The 23278-nt window shown below is 62.4% G+C and carries 22 protein-coding genes and 2 pseudogenes; 13 read left to right on the top strand and 11 right to left on the bottom strand.

Going from position 1 to position 23278, the window contains the following annotated elements; translation table 11 throughout:
• Nucleotides 1–86 precede the first annotated feature (86 nt).
• From ACFQND_RS14350 to ACFQND_RS14340, 3 genes are all read right to left on the bottom strand, one after another.
• Nucleotides 87–914 (bottom strand): phosphate/phosphite/phosphonate ABC transporter substrate-binding protein, encoded by an 828-nt coding sequence (locus ACFQND_RS14350; RefSeq protein WP_371438251.1) that lies wholly within the window; start codon nucleotides 912–914, stop codon nucleotides 87–89.
• A gap of 141 nt (nucleotides 915–1055) precedes the next feature.
• A complete protein-coding gene (locus tag ACFQND_RS14345; protein ID WP_371438268.1) occupies nucleotides 1056–1517 on the bottom strand; it encodes a hypothetical protein in 462 nt (153 codons plus the stop codon).
• Nucleotides 1518–1549: 32 nt separating this feature from the next.
• Nucleotides 1550–3031, bottom strand: coding sequence for an ammonium transporter (locus tag ACFQND_RS14340; RefSeq protein ID WP_371438250.1), 1482 nt, complete (start codon nucleotides 3029–3031; stop codon nucleotides 1550–1552).
• A gap of 126 nt (nucleotides 3032–3157) precedes the next feature.
• On the opposite strand from ACFQND_RS14340, the gene ACFQND_RS14335 reads away from it, so the two are divergent.
• Nucleotides 3158–3724, top strand: coding sequence for a pseudouridine synthase (locus ACFQND_RS14335; RefSeq protein WP_371438249.1), 567 nt, complete (start codon nucleotides 3158–3160; stop codon nucleotides 3722–3724).
• Between the two features lie 426 nt (nucleotides 3725–4150).
• Nucleotides 4151–4909 (top strand): sulfite exporter TauE/SafE family protein, encoded by a 759-nt coding sequence (locus ACFQND_RS14330; protein WP_371438248.1) that lies wholly within the window; start codon nucleotides 4151–4153, stop codon nucleotides 4907–4909.
• A gap of 48 nt (nucleotides 4910–4957) precedes the next feature.
• Here the strand turns inward: ACFQND_RS14330 and mrdA are convergent, their stop codons facing one another.
• From mrdA to ACFQND_RS14310, 4 genes are all read right to left on the bottom strand, one after another.
• Nucleotides 4958–7006 (bottom strand): penicillin-binding protein 2, encoded by a 2049-nt coding sequence (mrdA, locus tag ACFQND_RS14325; RefSeq protein ID WP_371438247.1) that lies wholly within the window; start codon nucleotides 7004–7006, stop codon nucleotides 4958–4960.
• Nucleotides 7007–7195: 189 nt separating this feature from the next.
• Nucleotides 7196–7714, bottom strand: coding sequence for a rod shape-determining protein MreD (mreD, locus tag ACFQND_RS14320; protein ID WP_371438246.1), 519 nt, complete (start codon nucleotides 7712–7714; stop codon nucleotides 7196–7198).
• The gene (gene mreC / locus ACFQND_RS14315; RefSeq protein WP_371438245.1) at nucleotides 7711–8640 is read right to left on the bottom strand and encodes a rod shape-determining protein MreC; all 930 of its coding nucleotides are present in this window, start codon (nucleotides 8638–8640) and stop codon (nucleotides 7711–7713) included. The genes mreD and mreC overlap by 4 nt, the downstream gene beginning before the upstream one ends.
• A gap of 57 nt (nucleotides 8641–8697) precedes the next feature.
• Nucleotides 8698–9741: a rod shape-determining protein gene (locus ACFQND_RS14310; protein WP_371438244.1), complete on the bottom strand. Its 1044-nt coding sequence runs from the start codon at nucleotides 9739–9741 to the stop codon at nucleotides 8698–8700.
• A gap of 259 nt (nucleotides 9742–10000) precedes the next feature.
• Here ACFQND_RS14310 and gatC point away from each other — a divergent pair, with 259 nt between their 5' ends.
• The 4 genes from gatC (at nucleotide 10001) to ACFQND_RS14290 (ending at nucleotide 14259) form a co-directional block, all read left to right on the top strand.
• Nucleotides 10001–10300: an Asp-tRNA(Asn)/Glu-tRNA(Gln) amidotransferase subunit GatC gene (gatC, locus tag ACFQND_RS14305; protein ID WP_371438243.1), complete on the top strand. Its 300-nt coding sequence runs from the start codon at nucleotides 10001–10003 to the stop codon at nucleotides 10298–10300.
• On the top strand, nucleotides 10297–11814 hold the full coding sequence (gene gatA / locus ACFQND_RS14300) for an Asp-tRNA(Asn)/Glu-tRNA(Gln) amidotransferase subunit GatA (RefSeq protein WP_371438242.1): 1518 nt from the start codon (nucleotides 10297–10299) through the stop codon (nucleotides 11812–11814). Before gatC ends, gatA begins: the two co-directional genes overlap by 4 nt.
• Nucleotides 11815–11863: 49 nt before the next feature.
• Nucleotides 11864–13324: an Asp-tRNA(Asn)/Glu-tRNA(Gln) amidotransferase subunit GatB gene (gene gatB / locus ACFQND_RS14295; protein ID WP_371438267.1), complete on the top strand. Its 1461-nt coding sequence runs from the start codon at nucleotides 11864–11866 to the stop codon at nucleotides 13322–13324.
• Nucleotides 13325–13446: 122 nt separating this feature from the next.
• The gene (locus ACFQND_RS14290; RefSeq protein WP_371438241.1) at nucleotides 13447–14259 is read left to right on the top strand and encodes a TauD/TfdA dioxygenase family protein; all 813 of its coding nucleotides are present in this window, start codon (nucleotides 13447–13449) and stop codon (nucleotides 14257–14259) included.
• A 7-nt stretch (nucleotides 14260–14266) separates the two neighbouring features.
• Here ACFQND_RS14290 and ACFQND_RS14285 read toward each other — a convergent pair whose 3' ends face one another.
• Nucleotides 14267–15172 (bottom strand): LysR substrate-binding domain-containing protein, encoded by a 906-nt coding sequence (locus ACFQND_RS14285; RefSeq protein ID WP_371438240.1) that lies wholly within the window; start codon nucleotides 15170–15172, stop codon nucleotides 14267–14269.
• Between the two features lie 183 nt (nucleotides 15173–15355).
• Here ACFQND_RS14285 and ACFQND_RS14280 point away from each other — a divergent pair, with 183 nt between their 5' ends.
• Nucleotides 15356–16339 (top strand): Bug family tripartite tricarboxylate transporter substrate binding protein, encoded by a 984-nt coding sequence (locus ACFQND_RS14280; protein WP_371438239.1) that lies wholly within the window; start codon nucleotides 15356–15358, stop codon nucleotides 16337–16339.
• Nucleotides 16340–16418: 79 nt separating this feature from the next.
• Here the strand turns inward: ACFQND_RS14280 and ACFQND_RS14275 are convergent, their stop codons facing one another.
• The gene (locus ACFQND_RS14275) at nucleotides 16419–17111 is read right to left on the bottom strand and encodes a DUF4124 domain-containing protein (RefSeq protein WP_377413962.1); all 693 of its coding nucleotides are present in this window, start codon (nucleotides 17109–17111) and stop codon (nucleotides 16419–16421) included.
• On the bottom strand, nucleotides 17104–17865 hold the full coding sequence (gene pyrE, locus ACFQND_RS14270) for an orotate phosphoribosyltransferase (RefSeq protein ID WP_371438237.1): 762 nt from the start codon (nucleotides 17863–17865) through the stop codon (nucleotides 17104–17106). The genes ACFQND_RS14275 and pyrE overlap by 8 nt, the downstream gene beginning before the upstream one ends.
• An 11-nt stretch (nucleotides 17866–17876) precedes the next feature.
• Here pyrE and ACFQND_RS14265 point away from each other — a divergent pair.
• The 6 genes and pseudogenes from ACFQND_RS14265 to ACFQND_RS14240 form a co-directional block, all read left to right on the top strand.
• Nucleotides 17877–17972, top strand: a pseudogene (locus ACFQND_RS14265) (exodeoxyribonuclease III); the annotation flags it as partial.
• Nucleotides 17973–18217: 245 nt separating this feature from the next.
• Entirely contained in the window at nucleotides 18218–19228 is a 1011-nt protein-coding gene (locus tag ACFQND_RS14260) for a Bug family tripartite tricarboxylate transporter substrate binding protein (RefSeq protein ID WP_371438236.1), read from the top strand.
• Between the two features lie 91 nt (nucleotides 19229–19319).
• Complete coding sequence (locus ACFQND_RS14255; RefSeq protein ID WP_371438235.1) at nucleotides 19320–19910, top strand: amino acid synthesis family protein; 591 nt, start codon at nucleotides 19320–19322, stop codon at nucleotides 19908–19910.
• Nucleotides 19900–20751, top strand: coding sequence for an alpha/beta fold hydrolase (locus ACFQND_RS14250; protein ID WP_371438234.1), 852 nt, complete (start codon nucleotides 19900–19902; stop codon nucleotides 20749–20751). Before ACFQND_RS14255 ends, ACFQND_RS14250 begins: the two co-directional genes overlap by 11 nt.
• 94 nt (nucleotides 20752–20845) lie before the next feature.
• A complete protein-coding gene (locus ACFQND_RS14245; RefSeq protein WP_371438233.1) occupies nucleotides 20846–22312 on the top strand; it encodes an NAD-dependent succinate-semialdehyde dehydrogenase in 1467 nt (488 codons plus the stop codon).
• A gap of 3 nt (nucleotides 22313–22315) precedes the next feature.
• Entirely contained in the window at nucleotides 22316–23002 is a 687-nt protein-coding gene (locus ACFQND_RS14240; RefSeq protein ID WP_371438232.1) for a GntR family transcriptional regulator, read from the top strand.
• A 105-nt stretch (nucleotides 23003–23107) separates the two neighbouring features.
• Here the strand turns inward: ACFQND_RS14240 and ACFQND_RS14235 are convergent.
• Nucleotides 23108–23278, bottom strand: a pseudogene (locus tag ACFQND_RS14235) (methyl-accepting chemotaxis protein); the annotation flags it as partial.

Here is a 23278-nt window from a genome sequence, read left to right as displayed (position 1 = left end):
TTTTCCTTCAGTACATACCCCTAGGGCGGTGACGGACGGAACCCGCCAGAAGGCCGGAATGGATCCGGTGGCGTGCGATCAGGCGATCAGAGATTCAGCCACTTGAGCAACTCGCGCATGCGTGGCTCTGAAGTTGTATCAAATTGCTCAACGCCAATCCGTTTGAGCAGCTCCTTGCCGGCTTCGCTGTCCGGCAATGCCAGCAACTCTAGCTGTATGGCCTTGAGCTGCTCCGGCTTTACCCTCTTGTTGGCGACCAGGGGGAAGTAAGGTTGCGACACACTCTTGTGCAGGATGCGGCCGCCGTCCTTTTCCCATTTTTTGGCGATGCCCGAATAGGAAGCCACGCCGCCCACGTCGGCAAACCTGTTGTCCAGGTAAAAACCGACGGCCGCCTGCTCACGGACAAACTGCACGTTTTCCTTGCCTATCAGGATGCCCTTGTCCCGGAGCTCGGCGGCGCAGAAGCGCGACATGTAGGCGACCTGTTCCGGCAGGGCGATGCGCTGGCCCTTCACGTCGTTGATGGTCTTCAGGGCCGAGCCCTTGGGAACAATGATGAAGCACTGGCCATCGGGCTTGGTGCTGGCAATGTAGCTGTAGCCATAGTCGCGCATGCCGCGGGCCGGATAGTCGCTGGGCCTGGCCATCACAAAGTCGAAGCGGCCCGTCTGCATGCCTTCTTCAAGCTGCCTGAACTCGCGCGCAAACACGACACTGACCTTGGATTTCATCGCCCGGCCTATGACTTCCGCCAGGCCCTGGTACTTGGCAATTACCTGCGCGTGGTCCAGCCCGCCCGAGGTTCCCTCACTGATGCCCAGGACCAGCTGCTGGGCCTGCGCACGCGCAGTACCGGCAGCCATGGAGATACTGATGCCCAGCGCAAGCATCGCCAAGATACGTGTGTGCATAAGCCCCCCGCTCCTGTCATCCAAAACAAACATGCTACTGTTTTGGCCGAAACGCCGTCAGCACATTTTGTTAATCGTTGTTACCAAAACAAACCCACAGTCAGTGGGTTTTGGTTGCTCAGGTGCACGGTATCCCTGCGCTCAGCGCAAACCTTTCACGTAACGCGGTGCGTTGGGATCGCGCGGCTTTTTCGGGTGGTTGGGATCGCCTTCGCCAAAAATCGCGCCGAAAGTTGATTCGATAAAACCCGACTCCGGGTAAACCTCCTCTTCGGTATTGACGGACTGGGCGCTTTGCCGGTCCGGCACCGGTGCGGATGAAACCACCGGCAGGCTGCGGTCCTTCACCGCATCGGACACCATACGGACCAGCGGCACGCGTTGTTTTGCATCCGGCGTCGCCATGATTTCCTCCAGCTTGTCAGCCCAGGCGGCCAGGTCCGGGTGCCCGTCTTCGGCCGCTTTCTCCCGCGCAAAGCGGGTGATCTCGGCCGCGTACTCCTGGTTGCTGGCCATCCACTCGGTATCGGTCACACGACCCGTCTTGCGGCGCAACAGCACATGCAGGTGGGCCGCAATAGCGATTTTTTCACTGGAAGGCATGGCGACGGTCCTCCAAAGTCAGAACTGGCGGGTCAGCTACCCAGGCGTTCGGCGTGCTGGGAAATATCAAGCCCATCAGTCTCCGAGGTTTCGCCCACACGCAGGCTCACAAGCAGCGAGGTGATCCACAAGGCCAGGCCTGTCATCAGGAAGCTGTAAAGCAGGACCGAACCGGCGCCGATGAACTGGATCAACACATCACCTTCGGAGCCCGAAATGGTCTTGCTGGCAAACACGCCCGTGAGCAGGGAACCCACAATGCCGCCAACGCCATGCACACCAAAGACGTCCAGCGAGTCGTCCGCATTCAGCAGTCGTTTGAGGCCGGTCGCGCCCCAGTAACAGGCGATGCCTGCAATCAGGCCTATCAGCAAGGCCGAGCGCGGCGATACAAAACCTGCCGCCGGGGTGATGGCGACCAGGCCCGCCACCAGGCCGGAACACAAACCCAGCAGGGAGGGACGGCGACGCACCAGCCACTCGGCCCCCATCCACGACAGGGCACCGGCTGCTGCTGCAATGTGGGTAACCGCCATGGCCAGGCCCGCACGGCCATCGGAGGCAACGGCGGAGCCGGCGTTGAAACCAAACCAGCCGACCCAGAGCATGCCCGCGCCGGCCATGGTCAGACCCAGGTTGACCGGAGAAAAAGGCTCACGGCCATAGCCCCTGCGCGGGCCGAGCACGTAGGCGCAGACCAGGCCGGCCACACCGGCATTGATGTGAACCACAGAGCCCCCGGCAAAATCCAGCACACCCAGGCGCGACAGCCAGCCGTTGGGCTCCCAGACCCAGTGGGCAATCGGCGCGTAGACGATCAGGGTCCACAGCGACATGAAGATCACCACGGCGGAAAAGCGCATACGCTCCACGAAAGCACCCACCACCAGCGCGGCGGTGATGATGGCAAAGGTGAGCTGGAACATGGCATAAACCGACTCGGGGATATTGGGCGCGATATGGCTGACGGCGACCTTCTGGCTGTCTTTTACATAGTCGAGCCCGGCAAACCAGAGCCGGTCCACGCCGCCTATGTAGTGCCCCAGCGCACCGCTACCGGGCGTGAAGGCGATTGAATACCCCACGGCAAACCACAACACGCTGACGATCGCGCAGATGGCGACGACGCAGGCCATGGCATTGAGCACGCTTTTGCGGCGTACCATGCCGCCATAAAACAGGGCGATGCCGGGCAGCGTCATCAGCAGCACCAGCGCGGTGGACGTCATCATCCAGGCGGTGTCTGCGCCGTTGAGAGTGGACGCGTCCACCAGGCCTGGCTGCGTCAGGGGCGCAGGGGCCGGGGCTGAAGCCGTCACTGCCGGCGCGGCTGCAGCAACGGCAGCCGCAGGCGGCGCCACAACAGCGTCAGAGGATGGTGTGGCCGGGGCAGGAGCGCTGGCAGCCGTTCCCGGCGTTGAGGCCACACTGACGGGCGCCTGGGCACCCGCCGGCTGGAATGCCAGCCCCATCCAGAAACACAGACCTACCGCAATGAACCGTTTGAGAGCCATACAGCGTGCGCCTTTCTTCCAATCAGCCAACAATTGGTAACAACACGCATAAGTCGTGCCAATGGCGCCAGTTCCATGCCAGCCCCGATCCAAAGGCACAAGAGGCGGGTGCTATGCTTCGCCGCCATGCATTCGCCCCCGGCCTCCCGCCTGATTCTTTTCAACAAGCCCTACGGCGTGCTGAGCCAGTTCACGCCTGAGGGCCGCTGGCGCGGGCTGAAAGACTTCATAGACATTCCCGACATTTATGTGGCCGGGCGGCTCGATGCCGACAGCGAAGGCCTGTTGCTGCTGACGAACGACGGCCAGCTGCAGGCGCGGATTGCCGACCCGCGCTTCAAGATGGAAAAGGTCTACTGGGTGCAGGTCGAGGGCCTGCCCGACGAGGCTGCGCTGCAAGCCTTGCGCCGCGGCGTGCAGCTCAACGACGGCATGACCCGACCGGCCAGTGCCCGCCTGATGGCCATGCCGCCCTCGCTGTGGGAGCGCAATCCGCCGGTGCGGTTTCGCCAGTCCATCCCGACGGCCTGGATAGAACTCGGCATACGCGAAGGCCGCAACCGCCAGGTACGGCGCATGACGGCGGCCGTGGGGTTTCCGACGCTACGGCTGATACGCGCCGCCATAGGCCCCTACACGCTGGAAGGCCTGGCGCCGGGGGCTTTACGCGAAAGCCCGGTGCTTCAGGGCTAGCGGTCCGCCGATTCGCTCATCAGCAGTTGAAGACCGCCAGAAGGACAGGCCATCCCCCGGCGGCCATAACCCCCCAAGGCTTCTCGGGTATAGGCCCGGGGGCGGGAAATCCCCAATGCACTATCCGGGTGCGCAGGCTACATTGGTGGTCTTGCCGACGAGCCTAGCTGCTCGCAAAGCGAGGAGCCGAGGAGACACGAGACAAAGCAAGAATGATTACACGCGGACAAACATTCCAAAAGATGTTGTTTTGCAAAAGCGCTGGTAACCCCAGCGCTTTTTTTATGCCTGTCGTTTTTTACCCCTGGCGCTGCTCCATTGCTGAAAGTATTGATGGAATTGGCCGCTGGCCGCCGTTCCACCTGCGCAGTCAGCTACCAAAACAATAGCAACCAGTAGCGCCTGCGCGATGAGACAATCACAGCCATGGAATTGCTGATTGTCTCCATCGCCTCGTTGCTGGCCGGTTTTGTGGACTCGATTGTGGGCGGCGGCGGCCTGATCCTGGTGCCTGCGCTGTTTGCGGTTTTCCCCACCACCCACCCGGCAACCCTGTTCGGTGTCAACAAGGGCGCATCGATCTGGGGCACGGCTGTCGCGACCGTCCAGTACTCCCGCCGCGTGGACCTGCGCTGGTCGGCGCTGCTGCCGGCTGCTGCGGCAGGTTTTGCCGGCTCGCTGGCTGGCGCCTGGCTGGTCACCGTCATATCCGCCGGCTTCCTGCGCAAGGCCTTGCCGTTTGTGCTGGTGGCCGTGCTGATCTACACCGTCGTCAAAAAAGACATGGGCCGCCACCATACGCCGCGCTTTAGCGGCATGGCCGAAACACTGGCGGCCTGCTGCATCGGGCTGGTGCTGGGTTTCTACGACGGTTTTTTTGGCCCCGGCACGGGCAGCTTTTTTGTGTTTTTGTTTGTACGCTGGCTGGGCTACGACTTCCTGAACGCCTCGGCCTCGGCCAAACTGCTCAACACCGCAACCAACCTGGCCGCGCTGGCACTGTTCGCATACAAAGGGCATGTCTGGTGGCATTTTGCGCTGACCATGGCCGTCGCCAATGTGGTGGGCAGCCTGCTGGGGACACGGCTGGCGCTCAAGCACGGTGCAGGTTTTGTACGCCTGGTGTTTATCCTTGTCGTCAGTGCGCTGATTCTCAAGACCGGGTTTGACGCGTTCATGAAATAAGCGCGGCGAGCCGGTCGCACACCGCGACCCGGGGAGGCAATCCGGGTCTTACCGCGTACGGCGAGGGACGGCCGGTGCCACTGCAGGGCTGGCCACCGGCGCCGCTGTGGCCTGCGTCTTGCCGGCATCAGCCGCACCCGCCACACCGTTGACCGGTGTGAACTGGGCTGCCATGTCGGCCGCACGGCGCTGCTTGCCTATAGGCGCACCGGCCTGCCCTTTTTGCACAGCGGCAAGGTCTTCCTCGCTGGGGTAGAGGCCCGTCAGCATGTAGTCAAACACCCGGCGCGCTATCGGTGCGGCGGCGCCCGCGCCCCAACCGGCGTTTTCGACAATGACGGCCAGCGCAATTTTTGGGTCGTCGGCCGGCGCCATGGCCATGTACACCGCGTGGTCACGCTGGTGCTCTTCCATCCTGGCGCTGTTGTATTTGCCTTTTGCAGCCATGGTCACGGCCTGGGCCGTCCCGGTTTTGCCGCCGCTTATATAACCCGCGCCAGCGAAGACCCGGGTAGAGGTGCCGCCCTGAGTCACACCCACCAGGGCCTTGCGCACCAGGGCCACGTTCTCGGGTTTGTAGCCCAGGTCTTCTGCGGGCGCGAGCGGCAGCGGGTGCATCACGCGCGTGACCGAATCCTGCGTACCGATGACGAGGCGCGGCTTGTGTTTGACGCCGTTGTTGGCCAGCACGGCCGTGGCCTGTGCCAGCTGCAGCATGGTGAAGCTGTTGTAGCCCTGGCCAATACCCAGCGAGATGGTTTCACCGGCAAACCATTTTTTCTGCTCGGGTTTCTTAAAGTAATTGCGCTTCCACTCCTGGCTGGGCAGGATGCCGCGAACCTCGCCGTTGATGTCAATGCCCGTGATCTGGCCAAAGCCCAGCGGTTTCATGAAATCGTGGATCTTGTCCACGCCCATGTCGTTGGCCAGCGAATAAAAATACACGTTGCTGGATTCAACGATGGCGCGGTTCATGTCCATGATGCCGCCGCGCTCGTTCTCCGGGCTGCCAAAGCGGCGTCCGCCGAACATGTAAAAACCCGGGTCGTTGACCAGCGCCGTGGGTGAACGGCTCTCGGTCTGCAGCGCCGCCAGGGCCATGAAGGGCTTGTAGGTCGAGCCCGGCGGGTAGGTGCCGCGCAGGGCACGGTTGAGCAGGGGCTTGTCTATAGACTCGTTGAGCGCTTCCCAGCTTTCAGTGTCTATGCCATCCACAAACAGGTTGGGATCAAAAGTCGGTTTGCTCACAAAGGCCAGCACGTCGCCGGTCTTGGGGTCCAGCGCCACCAGCGCGCCGCGCCGCTCGCCGAACATGTCCTCCACCAGCTTCTGCAGCTTGATATCCAGCGACAGCATCACGGTGTGGCCAGGAGTCGCCGGGTTGGTGGCCAGTTTGCGCACGGCACGCCCACCGGCGGAAGTTTCAACCTGTTCGACGCCGGTCGTGCCGTGCAATTGCTGCTCAAACGCCTGCTCCACCCCGAGCTTGCCGATGTAGTCGGTGCCGCGGTAGTTGCCCTCGTCATCACTGTCCTCGATCATTTCCTTTTCGGCCCGGTTGATGCGGCCTATGTAACCCACCACATGGCTTCCCAGTTCGCCATACGGATAGCTGCGGAACAGCCTGGCCTTGATGTCCACCCCGGGAAAACGGAAACGCTGCGCCGCAAAACGGGCGACCTCCTCATCCGTCAAACGCGTGCGTATGGGCAGGGATTCAAAGTTCTTGGACTCTTCGCGCAGGCGCTTGAAACGGCGTTTGTCGCGCGGCTGGATGTCAACCACCTTTTCAAGCGCGGCGATGGTCTCCTCCAGGTTGCCCGCCTTGGACGGCGTGATCTCCAGCGTATAGGCCGAATAGTTGGTGGCCAGCACCACACCGTTGCGGTCCAGGATCAGGCCGCGATTCGGCACGATGGGCACCACGGCCGTGCGGTTGCTTTCAGCCTGCTCGCTCAGGTCGTCATGGCGATACACCTGCAGGTAAACCAGCCGGCCCGCCAACAAGCCAAAACCCAGCAGCACAGCCAGGCTCGCCACCAGAACCCGCGCACGAAAGCGCGACAGGTCGGCTTCCACATTGCGCAGTTCAGTCATGGCAGTCCGACTCGACAAGCGCCGCAAAGTGCCCTGCACATACAACGGACGAACGTGGTGGCACCAAACGCAGCAAAGGACCTCCCCGCACCTTCAAGCAGGGGCCGCGGGACTGGCTCCGCCAGACCGCAGGCGCAGCGGCCCCCTCGGGGGGCAGGGAGTTACACGAAGTGAACGACCGTGGGGGCCTCATAGTGGCCGGTTTTCATCAGGATTCGGCGCCCGCCGTTGCGGCACCAGCAGCAGGATGCTCACCACAGGCCACAGCAGCGACTCCAGCAAGGGGGCCAGCAACATGATCCAGCCCGGGAAAATCCCGCCGCCAATCATGCGGATGATCAACTCCACGCCATGCGCCAGCGCAAACAGCGGCAACACCTGCAGGGCCTGCGACGGCACCGCAAACCAGAGCAGGCGGCGGTGGATCATGGTCGCCAAAAAGCTCAGCGCCGTGTACGACAGGGCGTGCTGGCCCAGCAAGGACGACTGGTGCACGTCCATGCCCAGCCCGAACATGAAGGCCACGCCTATGCCCACGCGCAGCGGCTGGTGCACGTTCCAGAAAACCAGCACCAGCGCGAGGAAGTCGGGCATCCAGGGCACACGGCCCAGCGGCAGCATGTCCAGCAGCAGCGCCACGATCAGGCTGCTCCAGATGAATACCGGGTTGGCGGGCAGCAGCAGCTGCTGGCCTGATCGCATGATCATTTGGCTGATCCCTTTTTGGCCGGCGCCTGGGCCGCGTCCATGGCATCAGCCTCCGGCCGCGTCGGTATCTGGCCCGCGACGGGTTTGACCACCATGACATGCCGCGCGCCGGTCACCAGCGCCTGCGGCGCGCAGTAAATTTTGGAGAAGGCGGATTCGGCACGGCGCTCGATCCGGCTGATCTTTGCAACGGGCAGGCCTGGCGGGTACACGCCGTCAACGCCGCTGGTGGTGAGCAGGTCGCCCTGCTGCACGTCAGAATTGCTGCCCATGAAGCGCAGTTCCAGGCCACCGCCCGGGGTGGAAGGGTCGCCGTAAGCCACGCTGCGCGCGCCGGTACGTACATTGAGCACGGGAATCGCCAGGTCGCGGTCAATCACCAGTGTCACCTCGCTGACCAGCGGGTGCACCCGTGTCACCTGGCCCAGCACGCCGGACTCGTCCAGCACTGGCGAGCCGAGTTCAACGCCCTGCGCCATGCCCTTGTCGATGATGACCTTGCGTGTGTAGGGGTCGGCCGCGTCGTACAGCACTTCTGCAGCCATGACCGGGGTGACCAGTTGCTCGCGCAGGCCCAGCAGCTTGCGCAGCCGGCTGTTCTCCTGCGACAGCTGCTCGACCTGCCCTGCGCGCAGCGACTGCAGGGCCAGTTTCCTGCGGGCGTCTTCGCTGTTGGCATTGGCCCGGCTCAGGCCGGTGAAGTACTCACCACTGCCCTGCACGGCGCGCACCGGCTGCAAGGCCAGCCACTGTATCGGGTAAAGCGCGGTGGCCAGCGCCGCGCGCACCGGCTGGGTAATGCTGAAACGCGTGTCGGCCACCATCAGGAACAGCGACAAGGCGCTGAAGAACATCAGTTTGGACAGCGCCGACGGCCCCTGTTTAAAAATGGGCGGCGGAGATCTGTCTAGTGTTCCTAAGGGCATGGTTCGCTGTCAGGCTGGCCCCGCTTCATACAGCATGAAGAACGGCGTGGACGATACTTATTCCGAGGTGAAGATCGAGCCCATGCGGTCCATGCGCTCCAGCGCAATGCCGCAACCGCGCACCACGCAGGTCAGCGGCTCTTCCGCCACCAGCACCGGCAGGCCGGTTTCCTCGGCCAGCAGACGGTCCAGGTCGCGCAACAGCGCGCCGCCGCCGGTCAGCATCATGCCGCGGTCGGCAATGTCGGCGCCAAGCTCGGGCGGGGTCTGTTCCAGCGCGTTTTTGACGGCGCTGACGATGTTGTTGAGCGGGTCGGTCAGGGCTTCGAGGATTTCGTTGCTCGAGATCGTGAAGCTGCGCGGCACGCCTTCGGAGAGGTTGCGGCCCTTGACTTCCATTTCCTTGACTTCGGCGCCGGGGAAGGCCGAACCGATGTTTTTCTTGATGGCCTCGGCCGTCGGCTCGCCGATCAGCATGCCGTAGTTGCGGCGGATGTAGTTGATGATGGCTTCGTCGAAACGGTCGCCGCCAACACGCACGCTGCCCTTGTAGACCATGCCGCCCAGCGAGATCACGCCGACCTCGGTGGTGCCGCCGCCGATGTCGACAACCATGGAGCCGCTGGCTTCGCTCACCGGCAAACCTGCGCCTATCGCGGCAGCCATGGGTTCCTCGATCAGGTAAACGTCGCTGGCGCCGGCGCCCAGGGCGCTTTCACGGATGGCGCGGCGCTCGACCTGGGTAGAGCCGCAGGGCACGCAGATGATGATGCGCGGGCTGGGCTTGAAGAAGCTGCGCGGGTGCACCATCTTGATGAATTGCTTGAGCATCTGCTCGGTGACGGTGAAGTCGGCAATCACGCCGTCCTTCATGGGGCGAATCGCCTCGATGTTGCCGGGCACCTTGCCCAGCATGGCCTTGGCTTCGTGGCCGACGGCCTGGATGGTTTTTTTACCCTGGGGGCCGCCTTCATGGCGAATGGCGACGACGGAGGGCTCATCCAGCACAATGCCGCGGTCACGTACAAAAATCAGGGTGTTGGCGGTGCCAAGATCGATGGCCAGGTCGGTGGAAAAATACCGACGGAATGCTTCAAACATGTTCAGAAGTCCGGTTGGGGCATGGGCAAACTTCGTTGCCCTATCGCCTTTTTGTGATGGGTCAAAATTGGAGAAGAAACGAAAGCGTCTTGGGAAAACCCGATTCAAGCCTTTAAAAACCGCCTAAAGCGTGCATCCCGCCCTGATTTCACATCAAAGGCGGGATAATAACGCATCCCCTCTTTACCAATGGTCGATATTAAGGCCATTGCTTTATCTTTACACCTCGTTTCAGCCCTCTTTTTGAGCTCTTTTACCCATGGCTTTGAACTCCCAAGACATTGCACGCGTCGCCAACCTGGCGAGGCTTGAATTGCGCCCTGACGAAACCGAGCGCGTGCTCGGCCAGCTCAACGGTTTTTTCGCCCTGGTCGAACAGATGAATGCAGTCAATACCGAAGGCGTGGCACCGCTGGCCCATCCGGCCGCCGTGCTGGGCCAGGTCGCCCTGCGCCTGCGCGAGGACATCGCCAGCGAACCGAACCAGCGCGACATCAGCCAGGTCAGCGCGCCCGCCGTCGAACGCGGCCTGTTCCTTGTTCCCAAGGTGATCGAATGAGCACGACCCCGTCCAATACCGACCTGCACGACCTGGGCGTGTTTGATCTGGCCGCCAGACTGGCCGCCCGCGAGGTTTCCAGCGTCGAGGTCACGCAGCACTTCCTGGCGCGCATCCGGCAACATGAGGGCCTGGGCGCTTTCCTCGCCACCAATGCGGACGTATCGCTGGCACAGGCCAAAGCCGCCGATGCGCGGCTGGCCGCCGGCGAACGTACGCCCCTGCTGGGCGTGCCGCTGGCGCACAAGGACGTGTTTGTCACGCGCGATTTCGTGACCACCGCCGGCTCGAAAATGCTGGAAAACTACCGCAGCCCGTTTGACGCCACTGTGGTCAGCAAGCTCGGTGTCACTAACGGCGCCGGCATGGTCACCCTGGGCAAACTCAACTGCGACGAGTTCGCCATGGGCTCAGGCAATGAGAACAGCGCCTACAAGCCGGTGCAAAACCCCTGGGATCTGAGCCGCATTCCCGGCGGCTCTTCGGGTGGTTCGGCCACGGCCGTGGCGGCTCGCCTGGCGCCCGCCGCCACCGGTACAGACACCGGCGGCTCTATCCGCCAGCCCGCATCGATGAGCAGCCTCACCGGCATCAAGCCAACCTATGGCCGCTGCTCGCGCTACGGCATGGTGGCGTTTGCCTCCAGCCTGGACCAGGCCGGCCCGATGGCGCGCAGCGCGCTCGATTGCGCGCTGCTGCTGTCCAGCATGGCCGGCCCCGACCTGGACCGCGACTCGACCTCGCTGGACATGCCCGCCACCGACTACGCTACTGATTTGATAGCTACCAGCGCGCAAGGCACCTTGGCCAGCGGCCTGAAAGGCTTGAGAATCGGCCTTCCGAAGCAGTTTTTCAGCTCCGGCTGTGCCCCTGACGTGCTGACCGCCGTACGCGCAGCCCTGGCCGAGCTGGAAAAGCTGGGCGCGGTCTTGGTGGAGGTGGATTTGCCGCTCACCGAGCTGTCCATTCCGGTCTACTACGTGATTGCCCCGGCCGAGGCCAGCAGCAACCTGAGCCGTTATGACGGCGTGCGGTATGGGCACAGGGCCTCCGCTTATACCGACCTCAACGACATGTACAAAAAGTCGCGCTCGGAAGGTTTTGGCGACGAGGCCACACGCCGCATCATGATTGGCACCTATGTGCTGTCGCACGGTTATTACGACGCGTATTACCTCAAGGCGCAAAAAATCCGCCGCCTGATCGCCGAGGATTTCCAGAAAGCCTTTGCGCAGTGCGACATCATTGCCGGCCCGGTGTCTCCCACCGTGGCCTGGAAGATAGGCGAAAAAGGGGACGACCCGGTCGCCAACTACCTGGCCGATATCTACACCCTGTCCAGCAGCCTGGCGGGCCTGCCCGGCATGAGTGTGCCGGCCGGCTTCGGCGCACACGGCATGCCGGTCGGCCTGCAGCTGATAGGCAATTATTTCAAGGAAGCGCAGTTGCTGGGCACCGCGCACCAGTTCCAGCTGGCGACCGACTGGCACCAGCGCAAACCGCAAGGCATTTGAGTGATTTGACATGAGCCAGACCCAAACTACCGCGAACCCCTTTGCCGACATGCAGGTCGGCCGGCCCATCGGGCCGCTCGTGCAGGGCTACGAAGTCATCATCGGCTTTGAAACCCACACCCAGCTGACCACCCGATCGAAAATTTTCAGCCGCGCCTCCACGGCCTTTGGCGCCGAGCCGAACACGCAGGCTTCTGCGGTGGACTTCGCCCTGCCCGGCGCACTGCCGGTGATGAACAAGGGCGCGGTGCAACGCGCCATCGAGTTCGGCCTGGCCGTCAACGCGCACATTGCCGAGAGCAGTGTGTTTGCGCGCAAGAATTATTTCTACCCCGACCTGCCCAAGGGCTACCAGATCAGCCAGTTCGAAATCCCCGTGGTGCAAGGCGGCTCGGTGGAATTTTTCCTGGGTGACGAGAAAAAATCGGTGCGCCTGGTGCGTGCCCACCTCGAAGAAGACGCCGGCAAATCGCTGCATGAGGATTTCATAGGCATGAGCGGCATCGATTTGAACCGCGCTGGCACGCCGCTGCTGGAGATCGTGACCGAGCCCGACATGCGCTCGTCGGCAGAGGCCGTGGCTTACGCCAAAGAGCTGCACAAGATCGTGACCTGGATTGGCATTTGCGACGGCAACATGCAGGAAGGCAGCTTCCGCTGCGATGCCAACGTGTCGGTGCGCAAACCCGGCGCCGAACTCGGCACGCGCCGCGAGATCAAGAACCTGAACAGCTTCAAGTTCATGCAGCAGGCCATCGACTTTGAAGTGCGCTGGCAAATCGAGCAGATCGAAGACGGGCACGCCATCCAGCAGGCCACCGTGCTGTTTGACCCCGACACCGGTGAAACACGCGCCATGCGCACCAAGGAAGATGCGGCGGATTACCGCTACTTCCCCGACCCGGATTTGCCGCCGCTGGTGATTGGCCGCGACTGGGTTGAAAAGACACGCGCGGAGATGTCCGAGTTGCCGCGCGTGATGGCCACGCGTTTTGTGGCGGACTACGGCCTGCCCGAATACGACGCCGGCCAGCTCACGCAAAGCAAGGCCACTGCGTCTTATTTCGAGGCCGTAGCGGCCGCGAGCAAACAAGCCAAGCTGGCTAGCAACTGGGTGATGGGCGAGTTGTCGCGCCGCCTGAATGCAGAAGAGAAATCCATCGAGGATTCGTCCGTCAGCGCCGCACAACTGGCAGCACTGATTGGCCGCATTGCCGACGGCACCATCGCCAACAACGCCGCCCGCCAGGTCTTCGATGCCCTGTGGTCGGGCGAAGGCAGCGATGTGGACGCCATCATCGAAGCCAGGGGCCTCAAGTCCATGAGCGACACCGGTGAGCTGGAAAAAATCATCGACGAGGTGCTGGCCGCCAACGCCAAAAACGTTGAAGAAGTAAAAGCCGGCAACAGCAAGGCCATGAACGCACTGGTCGGCCAGGCCATGAAAGCCACCAAGGGCAAGGCCAACCCTGCGCAGGTCAACGAACTGCTGAAGAAAAAGCTCGGCTGAAGCCGGGGCGCCAACCAGCGCCCAAGCCATGCACCGCCTGCATACCTAGTAGTGCGGTGCAAGGCTATGCCACGGGGTGGCCCGCTCCTAGAATTTGTTTACCCCACAACTTCGGAGCCCCCATGAGCTACAAGCACATCAGCGTCACACCGCTTTCACCCCACATAGGCGCGGAAATCGGCAACATCGACCTCACACGTCCGCTCACGGATGAACAGGTTGCAGAACTCAAGCAGGCCTTCCTTGAAAGCCAGGTGATTTTCTTTCGCGACCAGAAAATCAGCTTTGACGACCAGATCCGGGTGGCCAGTTATTTCGGCCCGCTCGGCAAGCACGTCGGCGTCAACACCATCAGCAAGTCCACCGACAACCCGCTGGTGCGCAGGTTTCACTACGATGAAACCTCCACGCGCGTTTCGGGCGAGAACTGGCACAGCGACCAGTCCTGCGCGGCCATTCCCCCGCTGGGCAGCATGCTGTACAACCACACGGTTCCGCCGCACGGTGGCGGCGACACCATGTTCGCCAGCATGTACTCGGCCTACGAGGCGCTGTCGCCAAAGATGAAGCAATACCTCGACGGCCTGATGGCGACACACGACGGCACAAGGGTGTTTGGCCCGGGCACGCCGGTCTCGGTCCATCCGGTCATCACGCAGCATCCTGAAACAGGCAAAAAGCTGATCTACGTCAATACCGATTTCACCTCGCACATCAACGACATTCCGCGCCAGGAGAGCGACCGCATCCTGCAGTTTCTCTATGACCACTGTGCCCGCGCCGAATGGGCCTGCCGCTTCCGCTGGCGTGCGCACTCGATTGCGTTCTGGGACAACCGCTGCACGCACCACCAGGCCATCTGGGATTACTGGCCGAATGTGCGCTCGGGTTTCCGGGTGCAGATAGAAGGAACCGCGGCGCCGGTCGCCGGTTGATCCGCAGCTACGGGACGGTCGGCGGCAGCCGGCTGAACAGTTCGCGGATGATGTCCAGCGTCATGCGGTGCAAGGCCTTGGGCTGATGCCGCACTGAGGTTGCCAGCGACAGCGTGGTGGTCATGGATGGCCCCACGATAGGGATGGCGGCAAGCGTCTGGGACCAGCGCCCGGCCTTCAGCACGATGGCCGAGGCGATGGTATGGCCAAAGCCTTCCTGCACCAGTTCAAGAATCGTCTCGACGCCGTCAATGTCATGCACCACATCCAGCTTGACGCCGTTTTTGGTGGCTTGCGCCTCGACGATGGAGCGCAGCGGATGCGGTGCACTTGGAAAAATAACCGGCAGCTTCGCCAGCGCATCAAAGCTGATGGATGCCGGCTCCTCGCCCGATGCGCTACGGCGCGCAATCATGCAAAGGACATCCACCATGACAGGTTCTATATCGATCAGCGACGAAGGCGCCTGGTCGTGCAATACCGCCGCATCCAGCCGTTCGACCAGCAGCATTTCGTGCAGGCTGCGCGAGAGCCCTTCAACGATCGACAATTTGGCCAGCGGAAAGCGGGCCGTGAAGGCCCTGACCAGCGGCACGGTCAGTATGCGTGCCAGCGACGGCGTCAGGCCCAGGACAAAGCGGCCGCTCAACTCGTTTTCATCAGCCGTCCTGACCTGCGATGCAAGCTCCAGCTGGTGCAGCACGCTTTTGGCAATCAGCAGGAAGTTTTGCCCATCGTCCGTCAGCGAGATGCCCCGGCCATGACGGTAAAAAAGATGCCGGTGCAACTCCACTTCAAGGCGGCGAATCTGCCGGCTGAGAAAAGGCTGCGTCACTTCCAGGACGGCCGCCGCACGCGAAAAGCTGCCGTGTGCGGCAACCTGTACGAAGTAGCTGAGTTGACTGAGTTCCACTTTTTTTCTTCCGGCTGCACAACATTAACACGCGCATCCGGATGTCGTATGCACTGGCCGCATAGCTGCTAGTGATGGGCACAACCAGCCGCGCGGCCTTTTGCCCTTAAAACGCCTTTGCGAACCCGCCGTTTGGACTGAAACTTGCGTCATGCACCTACCTCAATTCCATGGAGCCCCCCAGTGAAAAGAAAATTCATCAAGACCATTGCGTCCCTTGCAATGACCGCTGCCGTGTTCGGCGCTGCAAACCCCGTATCAGCCCAGACATTCCCGGACAAACCGATCCGCATCGTGGTCCCGTTCGCAGCCGGCGGCTCGTCGGACCTGCTGGCGCGCTCGGTCGCGCGTTTCATGTCCGACGGGCTGAAGGTACCGGTCATTGTTGACAACCGGCCCGGCGCGGGCGGCGTCATTGCGATGGACGCCGTGGCCCATGCAGCGCCCGATGGCTACACCGTGCTGTTCGCCACCAATGGCACGCACAGCATAGGCCCGGCGCTTTACCCGGCCCGCAAGATCGACCCACTAAAGGACCTTGCCCCTATCGGCTTGCTTCACACGCTGCCGAACATATTGCTTGTAAACCCCGGTGTACCGGCAAAAAACGTCAGCGAGCTGATCGCCTACGCCAAAGCCAATCCGGGAAAGCTCAATTTTGCGTCGGCCGGGAACGGCTCGGCCTCACACCTGTTCGGCGAGCTGTTCAAGATCTCCGCCGGTATCGATATCGTTCATGTTCCCTACAAGGGTGGTGGCGCCGCCATGCCCGACCTGATGGCCGGCCAGGTGTCCATGATGCTTGAGACGATCCCCAACGCCATTCCCCACGTGCGCAGCGGCAAGCTCAATGCGCTGGCGGTCACTTCAGGCAAACGCTCGTCGGCCGCGCCGGAGATACCCACGGTCGCGGAATCCGGCATCCCGGGCTTCGACGCGAGTTCCTGGACCGGCCTGTCGGCACCGGCCGGCACGCCCAAAGCCATCATCAGCATCCTCAACGCCGAGACGGTGCGCATCGCCAGGATCCCGGCCTACCTGGACACTCTCAAAACGATGGGCACAGATGCCACCAGTTCCACGCCCGAAGCTTTCGATGCCTACACCCGCAAGGACATTGCGAAATGGACTGCGGTGGTGAAGAAAGCCAATGTGCGTGTGGAATGATGCAGCAGCTGGCACGCTATTAAAACCATAGCTATCTGCACGCTGAATATGGACGCCAGGGGCCTGAAACTCCCGGAAATCAGTTACTGGAAGTGACTTTGGGGCTGCTGGCGCCGGCGGTACTGGTAGGCGGCGGCGCCATCATGCCCCAGAGCTGCTTGAGCTTGACCAGCTCTTCGTCAAAACGCAGGTTGACACGCTGCTTTTCCATGTCCTGGTCGGCCACAAAACGTTTTTGCACCGCCACGCTGCTCTCGTTTTCTTCCAGCCTGCGCTTGAGGGGCGGCGGCGCCTTGTTGGGGTCTTTTTTGTAAAACTCCAGCTCGGCATTGATGGCCTTGCGCTGCTCGGCTAGCTCCTGCGTCCGCTTGGCTGAGGCCTTGATCACCTCGTCCACCTGGGCCAGCGCCAGGCCGCGCTCCTTGTCGTGCACCTGCCGGTTGGGGTAGCGCAGCAGCAAGGCGCGGTCACGCCGTTTTTCCTCGGCCGCCAGTGCACGCGCCTCGGCTGCGGCCTTGTCCTTTTCGTCCTGCACAGCACGCTCCTGTGCGGTGAGCGTCGGGCCTATCACACGCTTGACCGTGCCGCTTGGCGTGATCTCCTGTTGCGTGCGGTCCGTGCACTCCGCAATCGGGCGGTCCGAGGTAATCTTGCGGCCCTTGCCGTCAACGCAGGTGTAAATGCCCTGGGCCATGGCTGCGCCCGACACGAGCATCGCAGCCATCCACCCCGCAAAAACCACCGTTGTCGAGAGCACTTGAATTTCAATCAACGCCGTAGCGTTCCCTGTATGCCAATACGGCCTGGTAATGCCCGCCAAGCGAGCCACCGTCGGCCTGGTCGGCCGGGGAAGCATCGCCCTGCGCAGCCAGATACTGAAGCAAGTCAGTCAGTCGGGCAATCGCACAAACCTGCAAACCCAGCTGATTTGTAACATATTGCACAGCGCTGTAGTTCACGTCAAGGCCCTTTTCCGTGGCTTTTTCCTGCCGGTCCAGGGCAATCGCCACGGCATGGGGAATCGCCCCGGCGGCCTTGATGATGGCAATCGACTCGCGCGCCGCCGTGCCGGCCGACATCACGTCGTCCACAATCAGCACCCGTCCCTTGACCGGCGCGCCCACCAGCGAGCCGCCTTCGCCATGGTCCTTGGCTTCCTTGCGGTTGTAGGCAAACGGCAGGTTGCGGCCCAGCCTGGCAAGCTCTATGGACACTGCGGCCGCCAGTGGAATGCCCTTGTAGGCGGGGCCAAAAATCATGTCGAACTGCAGGCCGGTGTTTTTCTCTTCCAGCAGCAGCTGGCGCGCATAAAACTGGGCCAGCCGGCCCAGCTTGGCGCCGTCGTCAAACAGGCCCGCGTTAAAAAAGTAGGGGCTCAGGCGCCCGGCCTTGGTCTTGAATTCGCCAAAGCGCAATACCCCCGATTCAACGGCAAATTGCACGAATTCCAGTGCCAGCGCGCTGTCCGTCTGCGCGTTTGCCGTGTTGTTGTTTTTCTGCCCTGGCGTTGCCGTTGGGGTGCTCATTGAAGATGTCCTTGTTTAAATTAACCAGCCCGAACCTCAACGGCATCCGCTCTGCCACCAGCAAAGGCCCTGAAGACCGGCTTGTGCAGTCCATGCTGGATTGTATTGGCGGGTCTGCACGAGCGCAGCCCCGACATTGCCGGCAGCCTTGGCAAAAGCGTCTTTTGGGCACTTTTTCTGCCCTCCGGACACACACGCTGTGGCGCCTGCGTGATTCGCACCAATGCTCGGTACTCACGCATAAATCAAGGGTTTTCCCTAGGATTTTTAAACGCCTTTGCTCTTCATAATTGGTATACCAACATACAAGAATACAATTTCAATCACCTGAACCCATCCAGACAGGACTTCCATGAGCATCCCTACATTGAAAAACTTCTTCGCCAAGCGCCTTTTGCCGCGTACGAGCCGTGTTGCCGCCATCTGCGGCCTGCTACTGGGCGCGGGCGGCGCGTTTGCCGCCTACCCCGACAAGCCCATCACGCTGGTGGTCCCGTTCGCCCCCGGCGGCAGCTCCGACATCGTGGCGCGCAACCTGGCGCCCATGCTCGGTGAGCGCCTTGGCCAGAGCGTCATCATCGACAACGTGTCCGGTGCCGGCGGCCTGCTCGGCACGCAACGCACGATACGCGCCGCACCGGACGGCTACACCATCCTGCTGGGCTCCGGCTCTGAAATCCTGATCAACAAGCTGATCAACCCGGCGCTCGCCTACGACGGCATCAAGGACCTCGCACCCGCCGTTTTTGTCGGCACCGGTCCGATGGTGCTGGTCGGCAAGCCCGGCCTGCCCGCGAACAATGTCACCGAGCTGCTGGCCCTGGCACACGCCAAACCCGGCGTTCTTAGCTACGCCTCGGCAGGTAACGGCACACCCATGCACGTCGCCGGTGAGTTACTGAAAATGCGCGCCAACATCTTCATGACGCACATTCCCTACCGCGGCGCAGCACCGGCGCTGGTGGACCTGATAGGCGGCCAGATCGACCTGGGCGTCTCGACGCTCAGCGCCGCCCAACCCTACATCAAGTCCGGAAAAATCAAGGCCTATGCCGTGACCAGCGCCAAACCGTCGGAGCTCGCACCGGGCATTCCTGCGCTGGGCATGGTGCGCGGGCTGGAAGGTTTTGATCTGGGCGTCTGGTTCGGCCTGTTCATGCCGGCCAAAACGCCGCCCGAGATCCTGCAAAAAGTCCAGGCGGCCGCGCAGCAGGTGCTGGCAGATCCGGCCATCCGCAAGAAGCTGGCTGAACAAGGCATCAGCGCTTCCGGTGCTTCCGCTGACGAGTTGCGCAAGTTCATGGCAACCGAGGTTGAAAAATACCGCGCCGTGGTCAAGGCAGCCAAGATCACCGGCCAATAAAAAGCCTCAATGACAGAGGGCCGCTTTTTTCAGCGGCCTTTGTCCCCTTGATGGGCAATTACCCGAATTTTCATTCACGAAAGAATTTGTCATGCAAAACAGCGGCATCCGCAAAATCGTCACCTATTGCGAAGAAACCCTGATCGAAGGCCAGAAACAGGCAGCTACCCCCCTGAGGATGTTTGGCGCCGCCGCCGTGCTCAGGAACCCCTGGGCCGGTCGCGGTTTTGTTGAAGACCTCAAGCCGGAAATCATGGCCATCGCGCCCGTCCTCGGCAAGCTGCTGACGGACACCATGCTCGGCATGACCGGCTCCGGCGCTGTCATCGAGGCTTATGGCAAGGCAGCCATCGTCGGCACCAGCGGCGAGGTGGAACACGCCTCGGCCCTGATCCACACCCTGCACTTCGGCAACTTCTACCGCAAGGCCGTGGGCGCCAAAAGCTATCTGAGCTTTACCAACGTGCGGGGCGGCCCCAATTGCTCCATCGCCATCCCCATGATGCACAAGGATGACGAGGGCATGCGCTCGCACTACCTGACATTGCAGTTCGCCATCAACGATGCACCCGCCCCCGATGAAATCGTGGTGGCGCTCGGTGCTTCCATAGGCGGCCGGCCGCACCACCGTATCGGCGACCGCTACAAGGACCTCGAGGCGCTGGGCAGCAATGACGCGTGAGCCAACGCCCGTCAAGGGCATAGCGAGCGGGACAGCCTACAGCGTTTATGGCTCAGGTGAGCCGCTAGTCCTGATCCACGGCGTCGGCATGGAGCAGGACGCATGGACACCGCAGGTCAGCGAGCTGGCCCGGGGTCACCAGGTCATCGTCTACGACATGTTGGGTCACGGCGCCAGCCGCATCCCGGACGAAGGCGTGACGCTGGCCGAGTATGCCGCGCAGCTGGCAGAGCTGCTGGACCACCTCGGCCTGCCGGCCGCCAATGTGGTGGGCCATTCCATGGGCGCGCTGGTGGCCCTGGAGTTTGCGCTGGCTTACCCGGCACGCACACTGCGCGTCGCCGCGCTGAACGCGGTGTTCATGCGCACGCCGGAGCAAAAGGCCGCCGTGATGGCGCGTGCCGCCGCATTGCAGGACATAGGCGTGCAGGCCACGGTGGACTCGACCATCGCACGCTGGTTCGGCGACCCGGTGCCGGCTGACCTGCAGGCCTCTGCCAGCCTGGTTTCCGGCATCCTCGCACGCGTGCATCCGCAGGGCTACGCGCGCACCTACCAGCTGTTTGCCAGCTGCGACCGGGTTCATGCCGATCGCCTGGCCACACTGGCCATGCCGGCCCTGTTCATGACCGGCGAGTTCGACCCGAATTCGAGCCCGGCCATGTCGCAAGCCATGGCAGAACGGACACCCGTGTCCACACTCAACATCGTGCCGGGTGCAAGGCACATGATGAACCTGACCGATCCGCAGCGCGTCAACCAGGGCCTGCAGGAATTCCTGGCACAACCATTGACGATGCCCGGCGCGCAACAAGCCGCGACCACCCCGCTCGCGGCCTGAACCACCACCGGCACACATGAAAGCCGGGCCAGGAACACCCTGGTCCGGCTCCGGCGTGCCTGAACGCAACCGAAACACCTTCACGAAAGACCGCATGAGCACGACTCTCCTGACCCATGACGAACTGCTGGCGACCCGTTGTTATATCGACGGCCAATGGATTGCCGGCATACAGCACTTCGACGTCATCAACCCCGCGACCGGAGCCGTGGTCTCCAGCGTTCCCTTGCTGGGCGCGACCGAAACACGGCTGGCGATTGCGGCGGCCCACAAGGCCGGCGTGTCCTGGAAGGCGCTGCCTGCCAAGGAGCGCTCGCGGCTCTTGCGGCGCTGGTTTGACCTGGTCGTTGCGCATACCGAGGTGCTGGCGAAAATACTGACCGCGGAAATGGGCAAGCCGCTGGCCGAAGCCAGGGGCGAAATCGCTTACGGCGCGTCGTATATCGAATGGTTTGCGGAAGAAGCCAAACGTGTCTACGGTGACGTGATTCCCGCGCCGCAGACCGACAAGCGTTTTGTCGTACTCAAGCAGCCGGTCGGCGTCGTGGCCGCCATCACGCCGTGGAACTTCCCGAATGCCATGCTGGCACGCAAGCTGGCGCCGGCACTGGCGGCCGGCTGCACGGTGGTGGCCAAACCGGCCGAGCAGACACCGCTGTCGGCGCTGGCGCTCGCCAGGCTGGCCGAACTGGCGGGCATTCCGCGCGGCGTGATCAACATCGTGACGGGTGACCCCAAAACCATAGGCGGCGAGATGACCAGCAACCCGCTGGTGCGCAAGCTGACCTTCACCGGCTCCACCGGTATCGGCAAGTTGCTGATCAAACAATGCGCCGACACCGTCAAACGCGTCAGCATGGAGCTGGGCGGCAACGCGCCCTTTATCGTGTTTGACGACGCCAACATCGACGCGGCCGTGCGCGGCGCCATGGACTCGAAATTTCGCAATGCCGGCCAGACCTGTGTCTGCGCCAACCGGATCTATGTACAGGACGGTGTGTACGAGGCCTTTGCCGAAAAACTCGCCGCAGCGGTCGCCCGCCTTCAGGTCGGCAACGGCATGGACCCGGCCGTGACCCAGGGGCCCCTGATAGACGCGAAAGCCGTGGCCAAGGTCCAGTCACATATCTCGGACGCACTGGCGCAAGGCGCAACGCTGGCGGCCGGCGGCGCGCCGCACGCGCTGGGCGGGTTCTTTTTCGAACCCACAGTGCTGCGCGGCGTCACGCCGGCCATGCTGATCGCCCGGGAAGAAACCTTTGGCCCGGTGGCCCCGCTGCTGCGTTTCAGGGACGAGGCCGACGTGATTGCCCAAGCCAATGCATCGGAAGCTGGCCTGGCCGCCTATTTCTTCACGGCGGACACGGCGAGGGTTTGGCGCGTTGCCGAAGCCCTGGAAACTGGTATGGTTGGCATCAACACAGGCCTGATTTCATCCGAGGCCGTGCCGTTTGGCGGCATCAAGCAGTCCGGTTACGGACGCGAAGGCTCCCACTACGGCATGGATGACTACCTGGATGTGAAATACTTCTGCCTCGGCGATCTCGATCAGGACCATTAAACCGTGCCAGCCACCCAAACCAGCTCCATCAAAGTCGACCGCAGCACCAAGACGCTGAGGGAACTCACGCTTGAGAGCATGCGCGGTGCGATTTTCAGCGGCCATTTCAAGCCGGGGGAACGCCTGGTCGAGCGCAATCTCTGCGAGCAGCTGGATGTCAGCCGCTCCGTCGTGCGGGAAGTGCTCAGGCACCTGGAAACCGAGGGCCTGGTCGAGTCGATTCCGCACCAGGGCCCGGTGGTCGCCAGTCTGGATGCCGACCGGGCCGCGCAAATCTACGAGTTACGCGCGCTGCTGGAAGGCCACGCCGCGCGCCTGTGCGCGGAAAAGGCCAGCGATGCGACCATCCAGCGCCTGGGCGAGCTGAACGACCACATCCAGGCCGCCTTCAGTGAAAACGACTTTCATGAGGTCATGGTGCGGACATCGGCTTTCTACGAAGCCATGTTTATCGGCAGCGGCCTGACCATGGCATGGGATGTCGTGCAATCCCTCAATGCGCGCATCAATCGCCTGCGCGCCATGACCATCAGCTCCAGCGGCCGCAAGGCAGAAGCGGCGGCAGAGATGGAGCGCATTGTGCAGGCCTTGCGCAATCGCGACCCGCAGGCCGCCCAGGAAGCATCACAGGCACATGTGCGGCGCGTGGCAGAAATCGCGGCGCAGCGCCTGGCGGCAAGCGCGGGATAAATGCCGGATGCGGGCTACCGCCGGCAAGAAACCGGCGACTCAAACCCAAGCGCTCATTACCGAAAGCTATCAAAACAATAGCTGCCTGCGCGCACTCATCAATGGCTACAGGCCCTTTTGATACCCAACCAGCGCCACAGGGGCGCTACGTCGCTCACCACCACCCAGCCTGAACACACTGACCACCTGAGATAAGCCGCTGGCCTGTTCCTGCAGGGAAGCCGCTGCGGCTGCGGCTTCTTCCACCAAGGCTGCGTTTTGCTGCGTCACCTGGTC

This window comes from Polaromonas aquatica (genome assembly GCF_042659145.1).
GTDB lineage: Bacteria > Pseudomonadota > Gammaproteobacteria > Burkholderiales > Burkholderiaceae_C > Polaromonas > Polaromonas aquatica.
Note: the sequence above shows the minus strand (reverse complement) of the source record. Positions and strands in the feature narration are given on the sequence as shown.

Excerpts from the sequence above, each read along its gene's own strand:
- ACFQND_RS14350 (WP_371438251.1), bottom strand. The coding sequence starts at position 914 with ATGCACACACGTATCTTGGCGATGCTTGCGCTGGGCATCAGTATCTCC.
- ACFQND_RS14345 (WP_371438268.1), bottom strand. The coding sequence starts at position 1,517 with ATGCCTTCCAGTGAAAAAATCGCTATTGCGGCCCACCTGCATGTGCTG.
- ACFQND_RS14340 (WP_371438250.1), bottom strand. The coding sequence starts at position 3,031 with ATGGCTCTCAAACGGTTCATTGCGGTAGGTCTGTGTTTCTGGATGGGG.
- ACFQND_RS14335 (WP_371438249.1), top strand. The coding sequence starts at position 3,158 with ATGCATTCGCCCCCGGCCTCCCGCCTGATTCTTTTCAACAAGCCCTAC.
- ACFQND_RS14330 (WP_371438248.1), top strand. The coding sequence starts at position 4,151 with ATGGAATTGCTGATTGTCTCCATCGCCTCGTTGCTGGCCGGTTTTGTG.
- mrdA (WP_371438247.1), bottom strand. The coding sequence starts at position 7,006 with ATGACTGAACTGCGCAATGTGGAAGCCGACCTGTCGCGCTTTCGTGCG.
- mreD (WP_371438246.1), bottom strand. The coding sequence starts at position 7,714 with ATGATCATGCGATCAGGCCAGCAGCTGCTGCTGCCCGCCAACCCGGTA.
- mreC (WP_371438245.1), bottom strand. The coding sequence starts at position 8,640 with ATGCCCTTAGGAACACTAGACAGATCTCCGCCGCCCATTTTTAAACAG.
- ACFQND_RS14310 (WP_371438244.1), bottom strand. The coding sequence starts at position 9,741 with ATGTTTGAAGCATTCCGTCGGTATTTTTCCACCGACCTGGCCATCGAT.
- gatC (WP_371438243.1), top strand. The coding sequence starts at position 10,001 with ATGGCTTTGAACTCCCAAGACATTGCACGCGTCGCCAACCTGGCGAGG.
- gatA (WP_371438242.1), top strand. The coding sequence starts at position 10,297 with ATGAGCACGACCCCGTCCAATACCGACCTGCACGACCTGGGCGTGTTT.
- gatB (WP_371438267.1), top strand. The coding sequence starts at position 11,864 with ATGCAGGTCGGCCGGCCCATCGGGCCGCTCGTGCAGGGCTACGAAGTC.
- ACFQND_RS14290 (WP_371438241.1), top strand. The coding sequence starts at position 13,447 with ATGAGCTACAAGCACATCAGCGTCACACCGCTTTCACCCCACATAGGC.
- pyrE (WP_371438237.1), bottom strand. The coding sequence starts at position 17,865 with ATGAGCACCCCAACGGCAACGCCAGGGCAGAAAAACAACAACACGGCA.
- ACFQND_RS14260 (WP_371438236.1), top strand. The coding sequence starts at position 18,218 with ATGAGCATCCCTACATTGAAAAACTTCTTCGCCAAGCGCCTTTTGCCG.
- ACFQND_RS14255 (WP_371438235.1), top strand. The coding sequence starts at position 19,320 with ATGCAAAACAGCGGCATCCGCAAAATCGTCACCTATTGCGAAGAAACC.
- ACFQND_RS14250 (WP_371438234.1), top strand. The coding sequence starts at position 19,900 with ATGACGCGTGAGCCAACGCCCGTCAAGGGCATAGCGAGCGGGACAGCC.
- ACFQND_RS14245 (WP_371438233.1), top strand. The coding sequence starts at position 20,846 with ATGAGCACGACTCTCCTGACCCATGACGAACTGCTGGCGACCCGTTGT.